Here is an 18,456-nt window from a genome sequence, read left to right as displayed (position 1 = left end):
TCACCCCTCCTCCGGCTCGAGCTGTCCGGCCCGGACCAGCACGGTCTGGATCGTGCCGATGGCCTGGCGGACGCGGCGGCTCACATCGTCCGTCGCCGCCTCATAGCGCTGAAGGCGGGTCAAGGCTCCGTCCAGCTCGACGGCCAGGCGAGCCCGGTCGTCCTGCATGAGCTGCAGTTCGGTTTCGAGATCGCCGCGCCGCCTCTCCGTCTCCAGCCGGCGCGAAACCGAAGCCTCGAGCAGGCCCAAGGCAACCTCGAGCCGTTTCATCGCATCGTCGAGAATGGGGGTCATCATGCCTCCGGGAATCGTCACCGACACTACGGCCCTCGCCCCGCACCGGCAACGGTGCTCGCAGGGTCTTAAGGGGGGCTTGAAGGGGTTTGAGGCGGTTGAGCCTTTGACTCGCCCCTGCCCCGTGTTAAGGAGCCCACGCTTTTTCGATAGGCTCGCCCGAAAGGGCTGCCCTCCAGATTTATGGATCAAGCCGTGCCCAACTCCGTCTCCGCCGATCGCGTCACCCATTCCGATCTGGCGAATGCCGTCCGCGCCCTTTCCATGGATGCCGTGGAGCAAGCCAAGTCGGGCCATCCGGGCCTGCCCATGGGCGCCGCCGACATGGCGACGGTGCTCTTCACCAAGTTTCTGAAATACGACGCCACGGACACGACCTGGCCCGACCGCGACCGTTTCGTGCTCTCCGCCGGCCACGGCTCGATGCTGATCTATTCCCTGCTCCATCTCACGGGCGTGAAGGGAATGACCATCGACGAGCTGAAGCGCTTCCGCCAGCTCGATTCGAAGACGCCGGGACACCCCGAGAACTTCATGACTCCCGGGGTCGAGACGACGACGGGTCCGCTCGGCCAGGGCATCGCCACGGCGGTCGGCATGGCCATCGCGGAGCGCATGCTCAACGCCGAGTACGGCGACGATCTCGTCGATCACCGCACCTATGTGATTGCCTCTGATGGCGACCTGATGGAAGGCATCAGCCATGAGGCCATCGCCCTCGCGGGGCACCTGAAGCTGAACCGCCTCATCGTGCTCTTCGACGATAACGGCATCTCCATCGACGGCCCGCTGTCGCTTTCCGATTCCGTCGATCAGGTGAAGCGCTTCGAGGCCGCCGGCTGGCGCGCCGTGCGCGTGGACGGCCATGACGACAAGGCCATCGCCCGCGCCCTTTCCCGCGCCCAGAAGTCGGATCGCCCGACCATGATCGCGTGCAAGACCACCATCGGCTTCGGCGCGCCGAAGAAGGCCGGCACCTCCAAGGCCCATGGCGAGCCGCTCGGCGCCGAGGAGCTGGCGGGCGCGAAGGCCGCCCTCGGCTGGAAGCACGCCCCCTTCGAGATTCCGGAGAACATCCGCGACGCCTGGGCCAAGGCCGGCAAGAAGGGCCGCCGCCATCGCAAGGCCTGGGCCGAGCGCCTGAAGGCGCTGCCGGCCGAGAAGCGCGCCGAGTTCGAGCGCCGCATGAAAGGCATGCGTCCGCAGGGCCTGTCAGAGGCCATCGCCAAGCTCAAGGACAAGCTCATCGCCGAGCCGCAGAATGTCGCTACCCGCAAGGCCAGCGAGATCGCGCTCGAGGTCATCACCGAGGCCGTGCCGGAACTGGTGCTGGGCTCGGCCGACCTGACGCCGTCCAACAACACCAAGACCAAGAACCTCACCGCCATTTCGCCCGGCAATTATGCGGGCCGCTATATCCATTACGGCATCCGCGAGCACGGCATGGCCGCGGCCATGAACGGCATGGCGCTGCATAAGGGCCTCGTTCCGGCCGGCGCGACCTTCCTCGTCTTCGCGGATTACGCCCGCCCCGCCATGCGTATCGCCGCGCTCGCCGGCATCCCGGTCACCTACGTGATGACCCACGACTCGATCGGCCTCGGCGAGGACGGCCCGACCCACCAGCCGGTGGAGCATCTGGCCTCGCTGCGCTCCATGCCGAAGATGCGCGTGTACCGCCCGGCCGACGCGATCGAGACCGCCGAATGCTGGCAGATGGCGCTCGAGCGCACCGATGGCCCGAACCTGCTCGCGCTGACCCGCCAGAACCTGCCGCAGGTGCGTAAGGAAGCAAGCCGCGAAAACCTGTCGGCCACCGGAGCCTACGAACTGTCCCCGGCGGAAGGAAAGGCCCGCGCCACGATCTTCGCCTCCGGCAGCGAGGTCGAGATCGCGCTCGCCGCGCAGAAGATTCTCGCCGAACAAAGCTTCGCCGTTCGCGTTGTCTCGGTGCCGTCGCTCGATCTCTTCCTGGCCCAGCCCGAGAAGGTCCGCGCCCGCATCATCGGCGATGCTCCGGTCAAGGTCGCGGTCGAGGCGGCTGTCCGCTTCGGCTGGGATGCCGTTATCGGCCCCGATGGGATTTTCGTCGGCATGCACGGTTTCGGCGCCAGCGCGCCGTACAAGGATCTCTACAAGCACTTCGGCATTACCGCCGAAGCCGTTGCGGAACACATCCTCAGAACGCACAATCTATGAGGCTTCAAGCCATTTGAGCCTCACCTCACAAGGGAGCTAAGACTATGACGGTGAAGGTCGCGATCAACGGGTTCGGTCGCATCGGGCGCAACATCCTCCGCGCCATCGTGGAGAGCGGCCGCAAGGACATTCAGGTGGTCGCCATCAACGACCTCGGTCCGGTCGAAACGAATGCTCACCTGCTTCGCTACGACTCCGTCCATGGCCGGTTCCCGGCTGAGGTGAAGGTCGAGGGCGATTCCATCGTCGTCAACGGCCAGAAGATCAAGGTCACGGCGATCAAGGATCCGGCGACCCTGCCGCACAAGGAGCTCGGCGTCGACATCGCGCTCGAATGCACCGGCATCTTCACCTCGCGCGAGAAGGCCGCGGCGCACCTGACCGCGGGCGCCAAGCGCGTCATCGTCTCGGCCCCCGCCGACGGCGCCGACCTCACGGTGGTCTACGGCGTCAACCACGACAAGCTGACGAAGGACCACATCGTCATCTCGAACGCCTCCTGCACCACGAACTGCCTCGCGCCCGTCGCGAAGGTGCTCAACGACGCGGTCGGCATCGAGAAGGGCTTCATGACGACGGTGCATTCCTACACCAACGATCAGCCCTCCCTCGACCAGATGCACAAGGACCTCTACCGCGCCCGCGCGGCGGCCCTGTCAATGATCCCGACCTCGACCGGCGCCGCGAAGGCCGTCGGCCTCGTGCTGCCGGAACTCAACGGCAAGCTCGACGGCACCTCGATCCGGGTGCCGACCCCGAACGTCTCCGTGATCGACTTCAAGTTCATCGCCAAGAAGCCGACGACGGTCGCCGAGGTCAATGATGCCATCAAGCGCGCCTCCGAACAGGAGCTGAAGGGCATCCTCGCTTTCACGAACGATCCGAACGTCTCCATCGACTTCAACCACAACCCGGCCTCGTCCACCTTCCACATGGACCAGACCAAGGTCATGGACGGCAACTTCGTTCGCGTCATGTCGTGGTATGATAACGAGTGGGGCTTCTCCAACCGGATGGCGGATACCGCCGTCGCCATGGCGAAGCTCATCTGACGGAGGCTTTCATGACCGCCTTCCGCACGCTCGATCAGGCCGACGTCAAGGGAAAACGCGTTCTCGTCCGGGTCGATCTCAACGTCCCGATGGAGAACGGAAGGGTGACGGATGCGACGCGCATCGAGCGCGTCCTCCCCACCATCCAGGAGATCGCCGAAAAAGGCGGGAAGGTCATCCTTCTCGCCCATTTCGGACGCCCTAAGGGGCGCGATCTCAAAGAATCCCTGAAGCCCGTCGCCGAGGCGGTCGCAAAGCATCTGAAGAAAGCCGTCGCCTTCGCCGAGGACACGATCGGCGAAGTGGCGCAAAAGGCCGTCGCCGCCTTGAAGGACGGCGACGTGCTGCTTCTCGAAAACACCCGCTTCCATGCGGGCGAGGAGAAGAACGACAAGACTTTCGTCGCCGAACTCGCAAAGCTCGGCGACCTCTATGTCAACGACGCCTTCTCGGCGGCGCACCGCGCGCATGCTTCCACGGAGGGCCTCGCCCATGCGCTCCCCGCCTATGCCGGCCGCACCATGCAGGCTGAGCTGGAAGCCCTGACCAAGGGTCTCGAGGCACCCCAGCGCCCCCTCGTCGCCATCGTCGGCGGCGCGAAGGTTTCGACCAAGATCGACCTGCTCGAAAATCTCGTGAAGAAGGTCGATGCCCTCGTCATCGGCGGCGCGATGGCCAATACCTTTCTCTTCGCGACGGGGCTCGGCGTAGGCAAATCCCTGGTCGAGAGGGATCTGGCGAATACCGCGCTTCGCATCATCGAACAGGCGCGCGCGTCCAACTGCGCCATCATCCTGCCGGTGGACGGCGTCTGCGCCTATGAGTTCAAGGCCGGAGCCCATAATCACACCTACGGCATCGACGCGATTCCCGAGGATCAGATGATCCTCGACGTGGGCTCGCAATCGGTCGAGCGCGTCAATGCGGCGATCAACGACGCCAGGACTCTGGTCTGGAACGGCCCGCTCGGCGCCTTCGAGATCGCGCCCTTCGATCAGGGTACGGTCGCGGCGGCCCGCCATGCGGCCAAGCGCACCAAGGAAGGCAAGCTCGTCTCGGTGGCCGGCGGCGGCGACACGGTCGCGGCGCTCAACCATGCCGGCGTGGCGGACGACTTCACCTATGTCTCGACGGCAGGCGGCGCATTTCTCGAATGGCTTGAAGGAAAATCGCTGCCCGGCGTCGAGGCGCTGCGCGTTTAACGCCCGGTTCAGCTTCGGCGGGTTCTAAAAGCAATCAGGAGGAAAACCATGGCACGCATCACCCTCAGACAGCTTCTCGATCACGCCGCCGAACAGGGCTACGGCGTTCCGGCCTTCAACATCAACAACATGGAGCAGGCGCTCGCCATCATGGAAGCGGCCAACGCCGTCGATGCGCCGGTCATCATCCAGGCGAGCCGCGGCGCGCGATCCTACGCCAACGACATCATGCTCAAGCACATGATGGACGCGGTCACCGAGATCTATCCGCATATCCCGGTCTGCGTGCATCTCGACCACGGCAACGAGCCCGCCACCTGCATGACGGCGATCCAGGCCGGTTTCACCTCGGTAATGATGGACGGCTCGCTCAAGGCCGACGGCAAGACGCCGGGCGATTGGGACTATAATGTCGGCGTCACCAAGAAGGTGACCGACATGGCCCATCTCGGCGGCATCTCGGTGGAAGGCGAACTCGGCGTGCTGGGCTCGCTCGAGACCGGCATGGGCGACAAGGAAGACGGCCATGGCGCCGAGGGCAAGCTCAGCCACGACCAGCTCCTCACCAATCCCGAAGAGGCCGTGAAGTTCGTGGCCGAGACGAAGGTGGACGCGCTCGCCATCGCCATGGGCACCTCGCACGGCGCCTACAAGTTCACCCGCAAGCCGGACGGCGCGATCCTCGCCATGAACGTCATCGAGGAAATTCACCGCCTCCTGCCTAACACCCACCTCGTGATGCACGGCTCGTCCTCCGTGCCGCAGGATCTTCAGGACATCATCAACAAGTATGGCGGCAAGATGCCCCAGACCTGGGGCGTGCCGGTGGAGGAGATCCAGCGCGGCATCAAGCACGGCGTGCGCAAGATCAATATCGACACCGACAACCGCATGGCGATGACGGGCCAGATCCGTAAAGTTCTGTCCGAGAACCCGGGCGAGTTCGATCCGCGCAAGTATCTGAAGCCCGCCATGGAGGCGATGACGAAACTCTGCAAGCAGCGCCTGCAGGAGTTCAACACCGCCGGCCAAGCCTCGAAGATCAAGCGCGCGCTCACTCCGGCGGAGATGGCCAAGCGCTATGCGTCCGGCGAGCTCGATCCCAAGTTCGGCGCGAGCCGACAGGCTGCCGAATAAGCGATCAGGCTTTCGCCTTAATCGTCACCGAGAAACGGGGCCTCGCAAGATGGCCCCGTTTTCGTTATGGCGTAGCTGTCTTTAATTTTTTCATGACCGTGGACCATGGCCGAGCCTTCTGCCCGACTCTATCTCGTCACACCCATTCTGGAAGATGCCTCCTTCGCGCCGCGCCTTGCCGAGGCCTGCGCGGGCGGCCAGGTCGCCGCCGTGCTCCTGCGCCTCGCGCCCGCCGATGAGAGGACCCTCATCAATCAGGTCAAGGCGCTCGCCCCCGCTGTCCAGGATAGCGGGGCCGCCGCCATCGTGACCATCCAGGGCGGGGCGCCCAGCGCGGCCGACCTCGCCACCATCGCCGCGCGCGGCGGTGCGGACGGGGTTCACGTCATGGGCAATCCCACAAGCATCCGGGACTTGCGTGAACGCCTCAAGGCTGAGCGCGCCATCGGTGCCGGCGGCATTCGCTCCAAGGACGATGCCATGAATCTGGGCGAGGCGGGCGTGGATTACCTGATGTTCGGCGAACCGCGCCCCGACGGCTCCCTGCCCACCCTGGAGAGTGTGGCGGAGCGGGCCGCCTGGTGGGCGGAAATCTTCGAGACGCCCTGCGTCGCGTATGCGCCGAGCCTGGATGCCGTGAAGGCACTTGCGGCGACCGGCGCGGAGTTCATCGCGCTCGGCGATGCGGCCTGGTCCCATCCGGACGGCCCGGCGAAGGCCCTGTCGGCAGCCGCCGCCCTGATCGCCGACGAGGAGGCGCTGCATTGATGCGCGTGTCCCGTGTGTCCTGGCTCGTCGGCGCCGCTTTCCTCGGCGCGTCCGTCGTTACGGCTCAAGCCGCACCCGATCTCGCCTACGGCGCCTATCAGCGCGGCCACTATCTGGCGGCCTTTCGCGAGGCGACCCTGCGGCTGGAGAAGAACAAGAACGACGCCGCCGCGATGACCCTGCTCGGCGAGCTCTACAACCAGGGCCTCGGCATTCCCCTCAGCCCGGAAAAGGCCGCCGACTGGTATCGTCTCGCCGCCGGGCGCGGCGACGCCCATGCGCTCGCTTCCCTCGGCCTGATGGCTCTCGACGGACGTGGCATCAAGAAGGACAGGGATCAGGCCAAGGCCTGGCTCGAACAGGCCGCCGCCAAGGGCGAACCGGTGGCGAGCTACAATCTTGCCCTGCTGCTCCTGTCGAGCAGCCTCGATGCCGATCTGCGCCGGGCCGCCGATCTTCTGCGCAAGGCCGCGGATGCGGAAATTCCCGATGCGCAGCATGCCCTCGGCGTCCTCTATCTGAAAGGCCGGGGCGTGGAGCGCGATGCCGGGGAGGCCGCTCTCCTGTTCGAGCGGGCCGCCAAGAACGGGAGCTCGGTCGGCGAAGTCGAATACGCGATCCTGCTGTTCAACGGCGAAGGCGTCACCAGGAATGAATCCAGGGCCGCACGCTATTTCCGCCGCGCGGCCGCCAAGGGCAACGCCATCGCCCAGAATCGTCTGGCACGCATGCTCGCAACCGGCCGGGGCGTGCCGCAGAACAAGATCGACGCCGCCGCATGGCATCTGCTCTCGGTCGCGCAGGGCTTCAACGACCCCTGGCTCGACGACGCCCTGAAGGACCTGACCGCCGACGAACGAACCCGCGCCGAGCGGGTAGCCGCGGAGCGCCTCGGCATGCGGTGATCCGCAACGGCTTGACGTTCATCCCCTCCCGTGGTCCATCCGGGCCATATTTCCTTTCCCGCCCCAGTTTCAGGACCGCCCGACGATGATCCGCTCGCCCCTCATGACCGTCATGACCGATGCCGTGATGAAGGCATCGCGCTCCCTCAAGCGCGATTTCGGCGAGGTCGAGAACCTGCAGGTGTCCCGGAAAGGGCCCGGCGACTTCGTCTCGGCGGCCGACCGCAAGGCGGAGCAGGTCCTGCGCGAGGCGCTCGAAAAGGCCCGCCCCGGCTATGGCTTCGTCATGGAGGAAAGCGGCGTCGTCGCGGGCACGGATCCGAGCCACCGCTGGCATATCGACCCGCTCGACGGCACCACGAACTTCCTGCACGGCCTGCCGCATTTCGCCATTTCCGTCGGTCTGGAGCGCGACGGGCAGATCGTTGCCGGCGTGATCTACGACCCGGCCAAGGACGAGTTGTTCATCGCGGAGAAGGGCAAGGGCGCCTATCTCAACAACCGCCGCATCCGCGTGGCGGCCCGCAACGAGATGGCCGATGCGGTCGTGGCCTGCGGCCTGCCGCATATCGGCAAGGGCGATCACGGCCTGTTCCTGCGCGAATCGGCTTCCGTGATGGGATATGCGGGCGGCATGCGCCGCTGGGGCGCGGCGGCACTCGATCTCGCCTATGTGGCCTGCGGGCGTCTAGACGCCTATTGGGAGCGCGGGCTCAACTCCTGGGATATCGCGGCCGGGATCCTGGTGATCCGCGAAGCCGGCGGGTTCATCTCCGATGCGGATGGCGGCAGCAATCCCCTGGCCACGGGAAGCGTGGCCTGCGGCAACGAAATCCTCCATCGCGAGTTGCTCAAGCTCTTGAAGAAGGCCAAAGGCTGATATTTCTGTTTGTCGACACTGCGGATCCAGCGGCAACGCTTGATCCCAGGGTCCCCTCCGGTCACATTAGAACGGTCTTGAGGCATCAGCGAGCAGGATCCAGATGGAAGACCAACCCCTTACCCCACCGCGGATCTACCTTATCCGCATGGCGGTTTTCCTGATTCTGGCGGGGTTTGTCGCCTTCATCCTCTACAAGCAGATCTGGAACGCCTTCATGGCGAATCCCGGCCTCAACAGCCTGATCATCGGCGTGATGTTCATCGGCATCGTGCTGGCCATCCGGCAGGTCTGGCGCCTCTTTCCGGAGGTGCGCTGGGTCAACACCATGCGGCATGCGGAGGAAGGCCTCGTTCCTCCCGCCTCCCCCGTTCTTCTGGCGCCGCTCGCCACCTTCATCAGCAACCGCTCATCCCAATCGCTCCTCTCCGTCGCCGCCATGCGGTCGCTTCTGGATTCCATCGGCGCGCGCCTGGACGAGAGCCGCGAGATCCTGCGCTATCTGGCGGGCCTGCTGGTGTTCCTCGGCCTGCTCGGCACCTTCTGGGGCCTCATTGAAACGGTAGGATCGGTCGGCCGCATCATCTCGTCGCTCAGGACCGGGCAGGACACGGCCGTTCTCTTCGACGAATTGAAGAATTCTCTTGCCGGCCCCCTGCAGGGCATGGGCCTGTCCTTCTCCGCCTCGCTCTTCGGCCTCGCGGGCTCGCTCGTTCTCGGTTTTCTCGATCTTCAGGCCGGCCAGGCGCAGAACCGCTTCTATACGGAGCTCGAGGACTGGCTCGCCACCTCCACCGCGGATACGGGCGCCGACCTGACCGTACGCGCGGGCACGCCGAACGATCTGGCGATCGCCCTCAACCGGCTCACCGCCGCCGTCAACGAAGGCGCGGGAGGCCGTGCCTCGACCCAGGCCATGGCCAATCTGGCGGAAGGGGTCCAGGGCCTCGTCCAGCACATGCGCGCCGAACAGCAGATGATCCGCGACTGGGTGGAAGCACAGGCCGCCCGCGAGAAGGAACTCAAGCAGGTGCTCGACCGCCTCGCTCATGAAAGGCTGCCCTGATGCCGATCTCAGGCTCGGGCGGACGGCGGCGCGGACGCCAGGGCCAGCTCAATTACTGGCCCGGCTTCGTCGATGCGCTCTCGACCCTGCTTCTCGCCATCGTCTTCCTGATCTCGGTCTTCATGGTCGGACAATTCTTCCTGTCGCGGGAATTGTCGAGCCGCGACACGGTGCTCGACCGGCTGAACCGGCAGATCGCCGAACTGACCGACCTTCTCTCCCTCGAACGGTCGAGCCGGCGCACCGCCCAGGAAAACTTCAACGCCCTGCAAAGCACCCTCCAGGCGGCCGAGGTCGATCGGGCGCGGCTGCAGAGCCTCATCGAGAGCGGCGGCGATGCCCAGGCAAAGACCAATGAGCTGAACACGGCGCTCGATGCGGAGCGTCAGGCCACGGGCCGGGCGCTCAGCCAAGTCGAGATTCTCAATCAGCAGATCGCCGCCATGCGCCGCCAGCTCGCGGCCCTGGAGGAGGCTCTCGCGGCTTCCGAAAACCGGGACAAGGAAAGCCAAGCCCGCATCGCCGATCTCGGCAGCCGCCTCAATGTGGCGCTGGCCCAGCGGGTGCAGGAACTGGCCCGCTACCGGTCGGACTTCTTCGGCCGCCTGCGCCAGATCCTCGGCACGCGGCCGGACGTGCGCATCGTCGGCGACCGCTTCGTCTTCCAGTCGGAGGTGCTTTTCCCCGTGGGACAGGCGACCCTGAAGCCGGAAGCTTCGGGCGAACTCGACCGGATCGCGAGCGCGCTGGTGGAACTCCAGAAGCAGATTCCGCCTGATATTCCATGGGTGATTCGCGTGGACGGGCATACGGACGCCCGTCCCATCGCCACGCCGCAATTCCCGTCCAACTGGGCCCTGTCGGCGGCCCGCGCCATCGCCGTCGTCCAGGCTCTGACCTCGCGCGGCGTCCAGCCCCAGCACCTCCTCGCTGCCGGGTTCGGCGAGTTCCAGCCCCTCGATCTGGGCACGACGGAAGAGGCCTATGCCCGCAACCGGCGTATCGAGCTGAAGCTGACGGAGCGCTGAGGCCCGGCCTCAGGAGCCTTTGCCCAGCGCCTTCGCGACGTCGCTTACCTGTACGCCGACGCGCTTCACCGTATCCATCAGCTGCTGGCGCGAGATGTTCCACTTACCGGTCCAGTAACGGACCTCCCAATCCTCATGGATGTTGATGCGGGACGCATCCTGAGGGTGCCTCTTGCCCAAATTGTCCGCCATGCCGATCTCCCGAAAGGACCCTCACCGAGGTGGTGTCGATTCTCCCTCAACGGCGGGAGCCCGCTTCGGTTCGATCTCTTCGCCAACCTATTCGGCAGCCTGGACGCGGCCTTCCTCGTCGGTGAACTGGAGACGGGCGAGACGGGCATAGAGGCCGCCGACGGCGAGCAGGCTCTCATGGGTCCCCTCCTCCACGATGCGCCCACCTTCCACGACCAGGATCCGGTCCGCGGAGCGCACGGTGGCGAGGCGGTGGGCGATGACGAGGGTCGTGCGGTCTTCCATCAGGCGGTCGAGCGCCGCCTGCACCTGACCTTCACTTTCCGCATCGAGGGCGGAGGTCGCCTCGTCGAGCAGGAGGATCGGCGCATCCTTCAGGATGGCGCGGGCGATGGCGAGGCGCTGGCGCTGCCCACCGGAGAGGGTCACGCCGCGTTCGCCGATCAGGGTATCGTAGCTCTGCGGCAGGGCGCGGATGAAATCGTCGGCGGAGGCGAGCCGCGCCGCGTGACGGACCTCCTCCTCCGTGGCGTCGAGACGCCCGTAGCGGATATTGTCGAGAACGCTCGCCGCGAAAACCGTCGGCTCCTGCGGCACGAGAGCCATGCGGCTGCGCAGGGCGACGGGATTGGTCTCCGCAATCGGAACCCCATCGACCAGGATCGTCCCTTCCTGCGGGTCGTAGAAGCGCAGCAGCAATTGCAGCACCGTGCTCTTGCCCGCGCCGGACGGCCCTACCAGCGCCACCCGCTCGCCCGAGGCGGCCCGGAAGGTCAGGCCGTGGAGCGCGCGCTGCTCCGACCGGGTGGGATAGGCGAAATGCACGTTCTCGAAGGTCACGGTGCCTAAAGGCGGTTCCGGCAGGGGCTTTGGGTCACGCGGGGCCTCGATGGCAGGCTCGGCGGCCAGGATCTCGCCAAGACGCTCGGCCGCGCCCGCAGCCTGCGCCAGCTCGCCATAGACCTCGGAAAGCTGGCCGAGAGCACTTGCGGCGAAGACCGCGTAGAGGACGAATTGCGAGAGCTGCCCAGCGCTCATCGTCCCGGCAAGCACTTCCTGGGCGCCGTACCAGAGCACGCCGACGACGCTGGCGGAGACCAGGAACAGGCCGATCCCGGTCAGGAAGGCCCGCATGGTCGTGGACAGGCGCGCCGCGCCGAAAGCCTCCTCGGCGGCGGCGGCGAAGCGGGAGGCCGTCTGCCGCTCCATGCCGAAGGCCTGCATCGTCCGCACCGCGCCGATGGCCTCCGCCGCATAGGCCGAGGCATCGGCAAGCCGGTCCTGCGCGGCCCGCGAGCGGCGCCGTACGGCGCGGCCCGATATGACGAGGGGCAGTACGATGACCGGGATCGCCAGAAGCACCAGGGCGGAGAGCTTCGGACTGGTGACGATCATCAGGGCGACGGCCCCGATGAATAGGAAGATGTTGCGCAGCGCTATGGAAATGCTGGCTCCGAAGGCGGCCTTGACCTGTGTGGTATCGGCAGTCAGCCGCGAGACGATCTCGCCGCTCTTGGTCTGGTCGAAGAAGGCCGGATCGAGGGACGTGAGATGCCGGAATACGGCGGAGCGCAGATCCGCGACCACCCGCTCGCCCAAGGTGATGACGAAATAGTAGCGCGAGGCGCTGGCGAGAGAGAGAACGCCGACCACCAGAAGCAGGACCGCGAAATAGGCGTTGATGAGCGCCCGGCCCTGGTCCGAAAAGCCCATATCCACGACCCGGCGCACCGCGATCGGCATCACCAGGGTCGCCGCCGAGGCGGCGAGGAGGGCGATGAAAGCGGCCAGGATCCGCCCTTTATAGGCGAGTGCATAGGGCACGAGCGGCTTGAGGGCGCTCAATGCCGCTTTCGGGCGGGTGGATCCGTTGGAGAGATCGGCCATATCAAGTTTCATTTCCGGGATTCTGGGAGCGCGAGGGCTTCGTTCCCTTGCCCCGGCTTGTTTCAGGGTTCCAAGTAAGGTATAGGCCCGCAACCTTTCAAGACAGGCTCGATCACAGGCTGCGGGCACCACGATGGCTGGCCGCTAGAGGATATGGCAATGGCGCGCAAAGAAACCGACCACCCCGACTATCATTTCATCAAGGTCGTGATGACCAACGGCACCGAGTTCACGACCCGGTCCACTTACGGCAAAGAGGGTGAGACCCTCAACCTCGACATCGACCCGAACACCCACCCGGCCTGGACCGGCGGTACGCAGCAGCTGCTCGACCGCGGCGGCCGTCTGTCGCGCTTCAACTCGAAGTTCGGCAACATGTCCTTCGGCAAGAAGTAAGCCGACGCATCGTCGTCGAGCCTTCCGGCCCGCATGGAAAAGCCCCGCTTCGGCGGGGCTTTTTTGTTTGGTGGGCATGTTTGAAGGTGGCAATGAATCCCCTTCTCTCGCTGACGCTCAGCCTGAGGATGAGGATGACAAGGGAGCCGGCGGCAAAACCCTAATCGTTTCCGCCAAAAAGCTTTTCCAGCATCCGGTGCTGGGCTGCGACCGGGTTGGGGCTAGTCCGGGCGGGTGCCGTTTCCGCCTCCGCAATCAGTTGTTCGAGATGCATGATCCGGGCATGGAGCCGGGTGGCGAGGCCTATCAGCTCCTTGAGACGGGCCGGCAGGGCTTCGTAATCCGCGATCGCGGTGGTGGCATCCTGCGAGGCCAGGCGGACCCGGTTCTTTTCCATTCGCGCCTGATCGGGCGTCATCTCGCCCTCGGCGACGGCCCGCTGAACCAGCAGCCATGAGGCAATTTGCATCAGGCGCGTCGTCAACCGCATGCTCTCGGTGGCATAGGCGACAGTGACCTGACGTGGCAGGGGCCGGGAATCGTCGCGGCCGGGGCCATCGAGATAGGCCGCCGTCTCCTCGACGAGCTCCATTCCTTCCTGAAACAGCGCCTTGAAGGCATCCGAATGCACGAAGCTGTGTCCGAACCGGACCGGGCCGGTTCCAAGCATGATCACGTCGGGTTCGCTCACCGACCGTCTCCCCAAAGCATTTCATCCCCCCATCCGGCTGGCCCGGTCCGGGATGTCGTCATGTCAGGAGAACAGTATAGAGCGCCTCCGGGTTCGATGCTTCGCTAACCCTTTCTTAAGGTTAAGCGCAGGCGAACCGGCCAAAAATAGAGCCGCCCGGGGCGGCTCGAAGTCTTAACAGGGAGGCGTCAAAAGGAGTGGACAGGAGCCACTCGGCATCCAGAGAGAACTGGATATCCCCAATAATCCTTTGGAAACCTTAAAAAACGGTTAAGCTTCGTCCCTGGGGCTCAGGCCGAACCGAGCTTGAAGAAGGCGCTTGCGGCGGCAAGGGAATTCTCCTTGCTTCTCTTGGCTTCCTTCAGCCGGGCGATCTCTCGCTCGAGCATCGCGACACGCTCGTCGAGTTCGTCGATGGAGAGCATCGACAGGTCCTGACCGATCTCCAGGCCCATCGGGCTGACCCGGGGTTCCTCGGCGAAGGGATCGAAAGCCATGACATCCTCCTTCCAAACGACGTCCCTGAGACTAGAACGTGATGCCTACCTTGCCACTCTTGCCCTATATCCATCAACCTTTGACCGAAGGAGGACGGAATGGCGGCGATTTCTGACACGATGCGCGCGGTAGTGGCGGAGGGCCATGGCGGCCCGGATGTGCTGAAAGTCGTCCGGCGCCCCGTTCCTCAGCCGGGTGAGGGCGAGATCCTCGTGCGCGTGAAGGCTGCGGGCGTGAACCGCCCCGACGTGCTGCAGCGGCAGGGCGGCTACCCGCCCCCGCCCGGCGCCCCCGATACGTTGGGGCTCGAAATCGCGGGCGAGGTGGCGGCGACAGGCCCCGACGCCACCCGCTTTCCTGTCGGGACCCCGGTCATGGCCCTCGTGCCCGGCGGAGGCTATGCCGATTATGCCGTGGTCCATGAGAGCAATGCCCTCCCCGTCCCGGCCGGGCTTTCCCTGGAGGAGGCGGGCGCGGTCCCCGAGACCTATTTCACCGTCTGGACCAACGTGTTCGAGCGGGGCCGCCTGCAGCCGGGCGAGACTCTCCTTGTCCATGGCGGCACCTCGGGCATCGGCACCACGGCGATCCAGCTCGCCAAGGCGTTCGGGGCCAGGGTCATCGCCACGGCCGGGAGCCGGGAGAAATGCGAGGCCTGCCTCGCGCTCGGCGCCGACCTCGCGTTCAATTACCGCGAGACGGATTTCGTCGCCGCCGTGAAGGAAGCCACGAACGGAAAGGGCGCGGACGTCATTCTCGACATGGTGGGCGGTGACTACATTCCCCGCAACTACGAGGCCGCCGCGCGGGACGGCAGGATCGTCCAGATCGCCTTTCTGAAGGGCAGCAGGGTGGAGGTGGATTTCCGCCTCCTGATGCTCAAGCGCCTGACCCATACCGGCTCGACCCTGCGCGCCCGCTCCGTCGCCGAGAAGGCACTGATCGCCCGCGCCCTGGAGGAAAAAGTCCTGCCGCTCCTGGAAAAGGGCCGGGCCAAGCCGCAGATAGACTCGACCTTTGCCTTGGAAGACGTGGCCAAAGCCCATGCTCGCATGGATGGCGGCGAGCATATCGGAAAGATCGTTTTACGCCTTTAGGATTTGCAACATTGGGGTGTGCTCCCTATAATCATCTCGTTTCCCTCACAACGTGAGACGAGATGCTCCGGCCCGGCCGGGACGGAGCGCAGGAGAGTTTTGCCGTGCGGCACCGAAGAACCGGCGCCCGGCTTGAAGGAGTTTAGCCCATGTCCCAGGGACCGCTGATGCCGAAGGCGACAGCCGTGTGGCTCGTCGAAAACACGTCTCTGTCGTTCGAACAGATCGCCGATTTCTGCAAGCTTCACCCCCTCGAGGTGAAGGGCATCGCCGATGGCGAAGTCGCCGCCGGCATCAAGGGCATGGATCCGATCACCTCGGGCCAGCTGACACGCGAAGAGATCGAGAAGGCGCAATCGAACCCGAATTACCACCTGAAGATGGCCGAGTCGCGGGTGAAGCTGCCGGAGCAGAAGCGCATCAAGAAGGGCCCGCGCTACACCCCCGTGTCCCGCCGCCATGACCGCCCGAACGCCATCCTCTGGCTCGTACGCAACCATCCCGAGCTGAAGGATGCGCAGATCATGCGCCTCGTCGGCACGACCAAGACCACGATCCAGCAGGTCCGTGACCGCACCCACTGGAACTCGGCGACCCTTTCGCCCATGGATCCGGTGACGCTCGGCCTCTGCTCGCAGATCGACCTCGATTTCGAGGTGCAGCGCGCCGCGAAGGACCGTCCGCATGTGGAAGTCCCGGAAACCGGCGGCACGCTCATGCCGGCCGAGATCTCGACGGCCGAGCCCGAGCGCAGCGAGCCCTTCGCCGATATGAGCCGGCCGAAGCCGGTCAAGGAAGAAGTAATCGACGTCAACTCGGTCTTCGCCAAGCTGAAGCAGCTCAAGCGGTCGGACGACGAGGACGACGAGTAAGATTTCAAGCGAAAGGCCCGGAACGATCCGGGCCTTTTTCTTTAGGATGGCCTTAAGCGCGTCCCTTGAAGCTTAACCGTTTCGCTTAGGCTCCCGCTTGCGCTGCTTGCGCGGACGCGACCGGTTAAGCTCGAAGGAGAGCTTGGCGTCCACCGCGTGACCGCGGTCCCCGCTCCGCTCGTCCTTGGCGGTCCGATGGGCGCGCGCTTCCTCCTCTGAAAGAACCTGTTTCAACATCGCCTCGAACCGCTCTCCGGAATCGGCGGGCGAAATTCCGGACGGCTGGTTCACTGAAGCGGTATCGTGCAGAGGCTTTTTCATATTCCTGATCCCAACCCCCTCCCCCGCAGAGCATCGCCGATCTCCTCCAGGATCGCCGGATCGTCGATGGTAGCAGGCATGGTCCAGCTGTCGCCGTCGGCGATCTTCTTCATGGTACCGCGCAGGATCTTGCCCGAGCGGGTCTTGGGCAGGCGCCCAACCGTGATCGCAAGCTTGAAGGCGGCGACGGGGCCGATTTTTTCCCGCACGAGACCCACCAGCTCGGTCTCGATCTCCACCGGCGACTGGCCGACGCCGGATTTCAGGACCACGAAGCCGCAGGGCACCTCGCCCTTCAGGGAATCCTTGACGCCGATCACGGCGCATTCCGCCACGGCCGGATGGGAGGCCAGCACCTCCTCCATCCCGCCGGTGGAGAGCCGGTGACCGGCGACGTTGATGATGTCGTCGGTGCGGCCCATGATGTAGACATAGCCGTCCGCATCGATGAAACCCGCATCCGACGTGTTGTAATAGCCGGGATAGGTGGTGAGATAGGCCTCCCGGAAGCGCTCGTCCGCGTGCCAGAGCGTCGGCAGGCAGCCGGGCGGCAGGGGCAGCTTGATGGCGATGGAGCCCATCGTATCGGGGGGAAGAGGATTCCCGCCCTCGTCGAGAGCCTGTACGTCGTAGCCCGGCATCGGCACGGTCGGCGAGCCATATTTGATCGGCAGCGCCCCGAGGCCGAGAGGGTTTCCGGCGATGGGCCAGCCGGTTTCCGTCTGCCACCAGTGATCGACGATGGGCACGCCCAGGATCCGCTCGGCCCACTGCACCGTATCGGGGTCCGCCCGCTCACCCGCCAGGAACAGGGCGCGGAAATCCGACAGGTCGTAGTCCTTCAGGAGTTTCGCGTCGGGATCCTCCTTCTTGATCGCGCGGAAGGCGGTCGGCGCCGTGAACAGGGCCACGGCCTTGTGTTCCGCCGCGACGCGCCAGAAGGCGCCCGCATCCGGCGTGCCCACGGGCTTGCCCTCATAGAGGATGGACGTGCAGCCATGCAGAAGCGGCCCGTAGACGATGTAGGAATGACCCACCACCCAGCCGACATCGGAGGCGCACCAATAGACCTCGCCCGGATCGACCCCGTAGAGATTCTTCATCGACCACTTCAGGGCGACGATGTAGCCGCCCGTATCGCGCACGACGCCTTTCGGCCGGCCGGTCGTGCCGGACGTATAGAGGATGTAGAGCGGGTCGGTGGCGGCGACGGGCACGCAAGGCGCGGCCCGCCCGGCGATGCGGGCTTCCGCTACGGCATCGGCCCAGTCGCGGTCGCGGCCTTCGACTATGGGTGCCGCGGCCTGCGGCCTTTGAAAAATCAGGCAGGCTTCCGGCTTGTGGCGGCTGAGCGTGATCGCCTCGTCGAGGAGCGGCTTGTAGGGAACCACGCGGGCGGCCTCGATGCCGCAGGAGGCGGAGAGGACGAGCTTGGGCTGGGCATCCTCGAGCCGGGTCGCCAGCTCCCGCGCGGCGAAGCCGCCGAAGACGACCGAGTGGACGGCGCCGATGCGGGCGCAGGCCAGCATGGCGAACACCGCCTCCGGGATCATGGGCATGTAGAGGATGACCCGGTCGCCCTTGCCGACGCCGAGATCCTGGAGCACGGCCGCGAGCGTCGCGACCTCGTCGCGCAGGTCGTGGTAGGTATAGGTGCGGATCGTGCCCGTGACCGGGCTGTCATAGATGAGGGCCGCCTGCCCGGCCCGGCCACCCTCCACATGGCGGTCGACCGCATTGTGGCAGGCATTGCACTCGGCCCCGGCGAACCAGCGGCCGCAGATCCCGGCGGATGCATCGAACACCTTGTCCGCCGGCTTGATCCAGTCGATTTCCCGGGCGGCTTCGGCCCAGAACCATTCCGGATCGGATTTCCAGCGCGCATAGACCTCGTGATAGCGGCTTCGGGCCGATGCCCCCTGGCTCGATGTCGTTTGGGACGATGTCACCTGGGTTGACTTCATGGCGTTA

19 protein-coding genes are annotated in these 18,456 nt (G+C 65.4%); 12 read left to right on the top strand and 7 right to left on the bottom strand.

Translation table 11 applies throughout. The features are described 5' to 3' along the window. On the bottom strand, nucleotides 1–297 hold the full coding sequence (locus AB4Y97_RS16955; protein WP_442000218.1) for a DUF4164 domain-containing protein: 297 nt from the start codon (nucleotides 295–297) through the stop codon (nucleotides 1–3). Between the two features lie 180 nt (nucleotides 298–477). Here AB4Y97_RS16955 and tkt point away from each other — a divergent pair, with 180 nt between their 5' ends. The 9 genes from tkt (at nucleotide 478) to AB4Y97_RS16910 (ending at nucleotide 10,531) form a co-directional block, all read left to right on the top strand. Then, a complete protein-coding gene (tkt, locus tag AB4Y97_RS16950; RefSeq protein WP_442000217.1) occupies nucleotides 478–2,493 on the top strand; it encodes a transketolase in 2,016 nt (671 codons plus the stop codon). A 44-nt stretch (nucleotides 2,494–2,537) separates the two neighbouring features. Next, entirely contained in the window at nucleotides 2,538–3,545 is a 1,008-nt protein-coding gene (gene gap / locus AB4Y97_RS16945; RefSeq protein WP_442000216.1) for a type I glyceraldehyde-3-phosphate dehydrogenase, read from the top strand. 11 nt (nucleotides 3,546–3,556) lie between these two features. Next, complete coding sequence (locus AB4Y97_RS16940) at nucleotides 3,557–4,747, top strand: phosphoglycerate kinase (protein ID WP_442000215.1); 1,191 nt, start codon at nucleotides 3,557–3,559, stop codon at nucleotides 4,745–4,747. 48 nt (nucleotides 4,748–4,795) lie between these two features. Beyond that, a complete protein-coding gene (gene fba, locus AB4Y97_RS16935) occupies nucleotides 4,796–5,884 on the top strand; it encodes a class II fructose-bisphosphate aldolase (RefSeq protein ID WP_442000214.1) in 1,089 nt (362 codons plus the stop codon). 105 nt (nucleotides 5,885–5,989) lie between these two features. Beyond that, nucleotides 5,990–6,652, top strand: a complete 663-nt coding sequence (locus tag AB4Y97_RS16930; RefSeq protein WP_442000213.1) for a thiamine phosphate synthase — start codon at nucleotides 5,990–5,992, stop codon at nucleotides 6,650–6,652. Next, nucleotides 6,652–7,557, top strand: coding sequence for a tetratricopeptide repeat protein (locus AB4Y97_RS16925; protein WP_442000212.1), 906 nt, complete (start codon nucleotides 6,652–6,654; stop codon nucleotides 7,555–7,557). Before AB4Y97_RS16930 ends, AB4Y97_RS16925 begins: the two co-directional genes overlap by 1 nt. An 85-nt stretch (nucleotides 7,558–7,642) precedes the next feature. Then, a complete protein-coding gene (locus AB4Y97_RS16920; RefSeq protein WP_442000211.1) occupies nucleotides 7,643–8,437 on the top strand; it encodes an inositol monophosphatase family protein in 795 nt (264 codons plus the stop codon). Between the two features lie 103 nt (nucleotides 8,438–8,540). Continuing rightward, nucleotides 8,541–9,503 carry a flagellar motor protein MotA gene (locus AB4Y97_RS16915; protein WP_442000210.1) on the top strand — a complete coding sequence of 321 codons (963 nt, stop codon included), beginning with the start codon at nucleotides 8,541–8,543 and terminating at the stop codon, nucleotides 9,501–9,503. Beyond that, on the top strand, nucleotides 9,503–10,531 hold the full coding sequence (locus AB4Y97_RS16910; protein ID WP_442000209.1) for a peptidoglycan -binding protein: 1,029 nt from the start codon (nucleotides 9,503–9,505) through the stop codon (nucleotides 10,529–10,531). The genes AB4Y97_RS16915 and AB4Y97_RS16910 overlap by 1 nt, the downstream gene beginning before the upstream one ends. A gap of 9 nt (nucleotides 10,532–10,540) precedes the next feature. On the opposite strand, the gene AB4Y97_RS16905 is transcribed toward AB4Y97_RS16910, so the two are convergent. Both AB4Y97_RS16905 and AB4Y97_RS16900 read right to left on the bottom strand, forming a co-directional pair. Further along, nucleotides 10,541–10,723, bottom strand: coding sequence for a DUF3606 domain-containing protein (locus AB4Y97_RS16905; protein ID WP_442000208.1), 183 nt, complete (start codon nucleotides 10,721–10,723; stop codon nucleotides 10,541–10,543). Nucleotides 10,724–10,810: 87 nt separating this feature from the next. Next, nucleotides 10,811–12,622: an ABC transporter transmembrane domain-containing protein gene (locus AB4Y97_RS16900; RefSeq protein WP_442000207.1), complete on the bottom strand. Its 1,812-nt coding sequence runs from the start codon at nucleotides 12,620–12,622 to the stop codon at nucleotides 10,811–10,813. Nucleotides 12,623–12,769: 147 nt separating this feature from the next. On the opposite strand from AB4Y97_RS16900, the gene rpmE reads away from it, so the two are divergent. Continuing rightward, nucleotides 12,770–13,006, top strand: coding sequence for a 50S ribosomal protein L31 (rpmE, locus tag AB4Y97_RS16895; RefSeq protein WP_442000206.1), 237 nt, complete (start codon nucleotides 12,770–12,772; stop codon nucleotides 13,004–13,006). A gap of 160 nt (nucleotides 13,007–13,166) precedes the next feature. On the opposite strand, the gene rcdA is transcribed toward rpmE, so the two are convergent. Beyond that, nucleotides 13,167–13,676, bottom strand: coding sequence for a protease adaptor protein RcdA (rcdA, locus tag AB4Y97_RS16890; RefSeq protein WP_442000240.1), 510 nt, complete (start codon nucleotides 13,674–13,676; stop codon nucleotides 13,167–13,169). 311 nt (nucleotides 13,677–13,987) lie between these two features. After that, the gene (locus AB4Y97_RS16885; RefSeq protein WP_442000205.1) at nucleotides 13,988–14,194 is read right to left on the bottom strand and encodes a DUF1192 domain-containing protein; all 207 of its coding nucleotides are present in this window, start codon (nucleotides 14,192–14,194) and stop codon (nucleotides 13,988–13,990) included. Nucleotides 14,195–14,293: 99 nt separating this feature from the next. Between AB4Y97_RS16885 and AB4Y97_RS16880 the strand changes: the two genes are divergently transcribed. Next, the gene (locus AB4Y97_RS16880; RefSeq protein WP_442000204.1) at nucleotides 14,294–15,292 is read left to right on the top strand and encodes an NAD(P)H-quinone oxidoreductase; all 999 of its coding nucleotides are present in this window, start codon (nucleotides 14,294–14,296) and stop codon (nucleotides 15,290–15,292) included. Nucleotides 15,293–15,441: 149 nt separating this feature from the next. Then, nucleotides 15,442–16,164 (top strand): DUF1013 domain-containing protein, encoded by a 723-nt coding sequence (locus AB4Y97_RS16875; RefSeq protein ID WP_442000203.1) that lies wholly within the window; start codon nucleotides 15,442–15,444, stop codon nucleotides 16,162–16,164. Between the two features lie 72 nt (nucleotides 16,165–16,236). Here the strand turns inward: AB4Y97_RS16875 and AB4Y97_RS16870 are convergent, their stop codons facing one another. Then, nucleotides 16,237–16,485: a hypothetical protein gene (locus AB4Y97_RS16870; RefSeq protein WP_442000202.1), complete on the bottom strand. Its 249-nt coding sequence runs from the start codon at nucleotides 16,483–16,485 to the stop codon at nucleotides 16,237–16,239. After that, a complete protein-coding gene (locus tag AB4Y97_RS16865; protein WP_442000201.1) occupies nucleotides 16,482–18,449 on the bottom strand; it encodes a propionyl-CoA synthetase in 1,968 nt (655 codons plus the stop codon). Before AB4Y97_RS16865 ends, AB4Y97_RS16870 begins: the two co-directional genes overlap by 4 nt. Nucleotides 18,450–18,456 lie beyond the last annotated feature (7 nt).

The sequence above is a fragment of the Microvirga sp. 2TAF3 genome (genome assembly GCF_052114965.1).
Taxonomy (GTDB): domain Bacteria; phylum Pseudomonadota; class Alphaproteobacteria; order Rhizobiales; family Beijerinckiaceae; genus Microvirga.
Note: the sequence above shows the minus strand (reverse complement) of the source record. Positions and strands in the feature narration are given on the sequence as shown.

What these genes read in the sequence shown, in the direction of transcription:
- AB4Y97_RS16880 (WP_442000204.1), top strand. Translation starts at nt 14,294, where the DNA reads ATGGCGGCGATTTCTGACACGATGCGCGCGGTAGTGGCGGAGGGCCAT.
- AB4Y97_RS16925 (WP_442000212.1), top strand. Translation starts at nt 6,652, where the DNA reads ATGCGCGTGTCCCGTGTGTCCTGGCTCGTCGGCGCCGCTTTCCTCGGC.
- rcdA (WP_442000240.1), bottom strand. Translation starts at nt 13,676, where the DNA reads ATGCTTGGAACCGGCCCGGTCCGGTTCGGACACAGCTTCGTGCATTCG.
- AB4Y97_RS16875 (WP_442000203.1), top strand. Translation starts at nt 15,442, where the DNA reads ATGTCCCAGGGACCGCTGATGCCGAAGGCGACAGCCGTGTGGCTCGTC.
- AB4Y97_RS16905 (WP_442000208.1), bottom strand. Translation starts at nt 10,723, where the DNA reads ATGGCGGACAATTTGGGCAAGAGGCACCCTCAGGATGCGTCCCGCATC.
- AB4Y97_RS16870 (WP_442000202.1), bottom strand. Translation starts at nt 16,485, where the DNA reads ATGAAAAAGCCTCTGCACGATACCGCTTCAGTGAACCAGCCGTCCGGA.
- rpmE (WP_442000206.1), top strand. Translation starts at nt 12,770, where the DNA reads ATGGCGCGCAAAGAAACCGACCACCCCGACTATCATTTCATCAAGGTC.
- tkt (WP_442000217.1), top strand. Translation starts at nt 478, where the DNA reads ATGGATCAAGCCGTGCCCAACTCCGTCTCCGCCGATCGCGTCACCCAT.
- AB4Y97_RS16910 (WP_442000209.1), top strand. Translation starts at nt 9,503, where the DNA reads ATGCCGATCTCAGGCTCGGGCGGACGGCGGCGCGGACGCCAGGGCCAG.
- AB4Y97_RS16885 (WP_442000205.1), bottom strand. Translation starts at nt 14,194, where the DNA reads ATGGCTTTCGATCCCTTCGCCGAGGAACCCCGGGTCAGCCCGATGGGC.
- AB4Y97_RS16865 (WP_442000201.1), bottom strand. Translation starts at nt 18,449, where the DNA reads ATGAAGTCAACCCAGGTGACATCGTCCCAAACGACATCGAGCCAGGGG.
- AB4Y97_RS16900 (WP_442000207.1), bottom strand. Translation starts at nt 12,622, where the DNA reads ATGAAACTTGATATGGCCGATCTCTCCAACGGATCCACCCGCCCGAAA.
- AB4Y97_RS16920 (WP_442000211.1), top strand. Translation starts at nt 7,643, where the DNA reads ATGATCCGCTCGCCCCTCATGACCGTCATGACCGATGCCGTGATGAAG.
- fba (WP_442000214.1), top strand. Translation starts at nt 4,796, where the DNA reads ATGGCACGCATCACCCTCAGACAGCTTCTCGATCACGCCGCCGAACAG.
- AB4Y97_RS16940 (WP_442000215.1), top strand. Translation starts at nt 3,557, where the DNA reads ATGACCGCCTTCCGCACGCTCGATCAGGCCGACGTCAAGGGAAAACGC.
- gap (WP_442000216.1), top strand. Translation starts at nt 2,538, where the DNA reads ATGACGGTGAAGGTCGCGATCAACGGGTTCGGTCGCATCGGGCGCAAC.
- AB4Y97_RS16915 (WP_442000210.1), top strand. Translation starts at nt 8,541, where the DNA reads ATGGAAGACCAACCCCTTACCCCACCGCGGATCTACCTTATCCGCATG.
- AB4Y97_RS16930 (WP_442000213.1), top strand. Translation starts at nt 5,990, where the DNA reads ATGGCCGAGCCTTCTGCCCGACTCTATCTCGTCACACCCATTCTGGAA.
- AB4Y97_RS16955 (WP_442000218.1), bottom strand. Translation starts at nt 297, where the DNA reads ATGATGACCCCCATTCTCGACGATGCGATGAAACGGCTCGAGGTTGCC.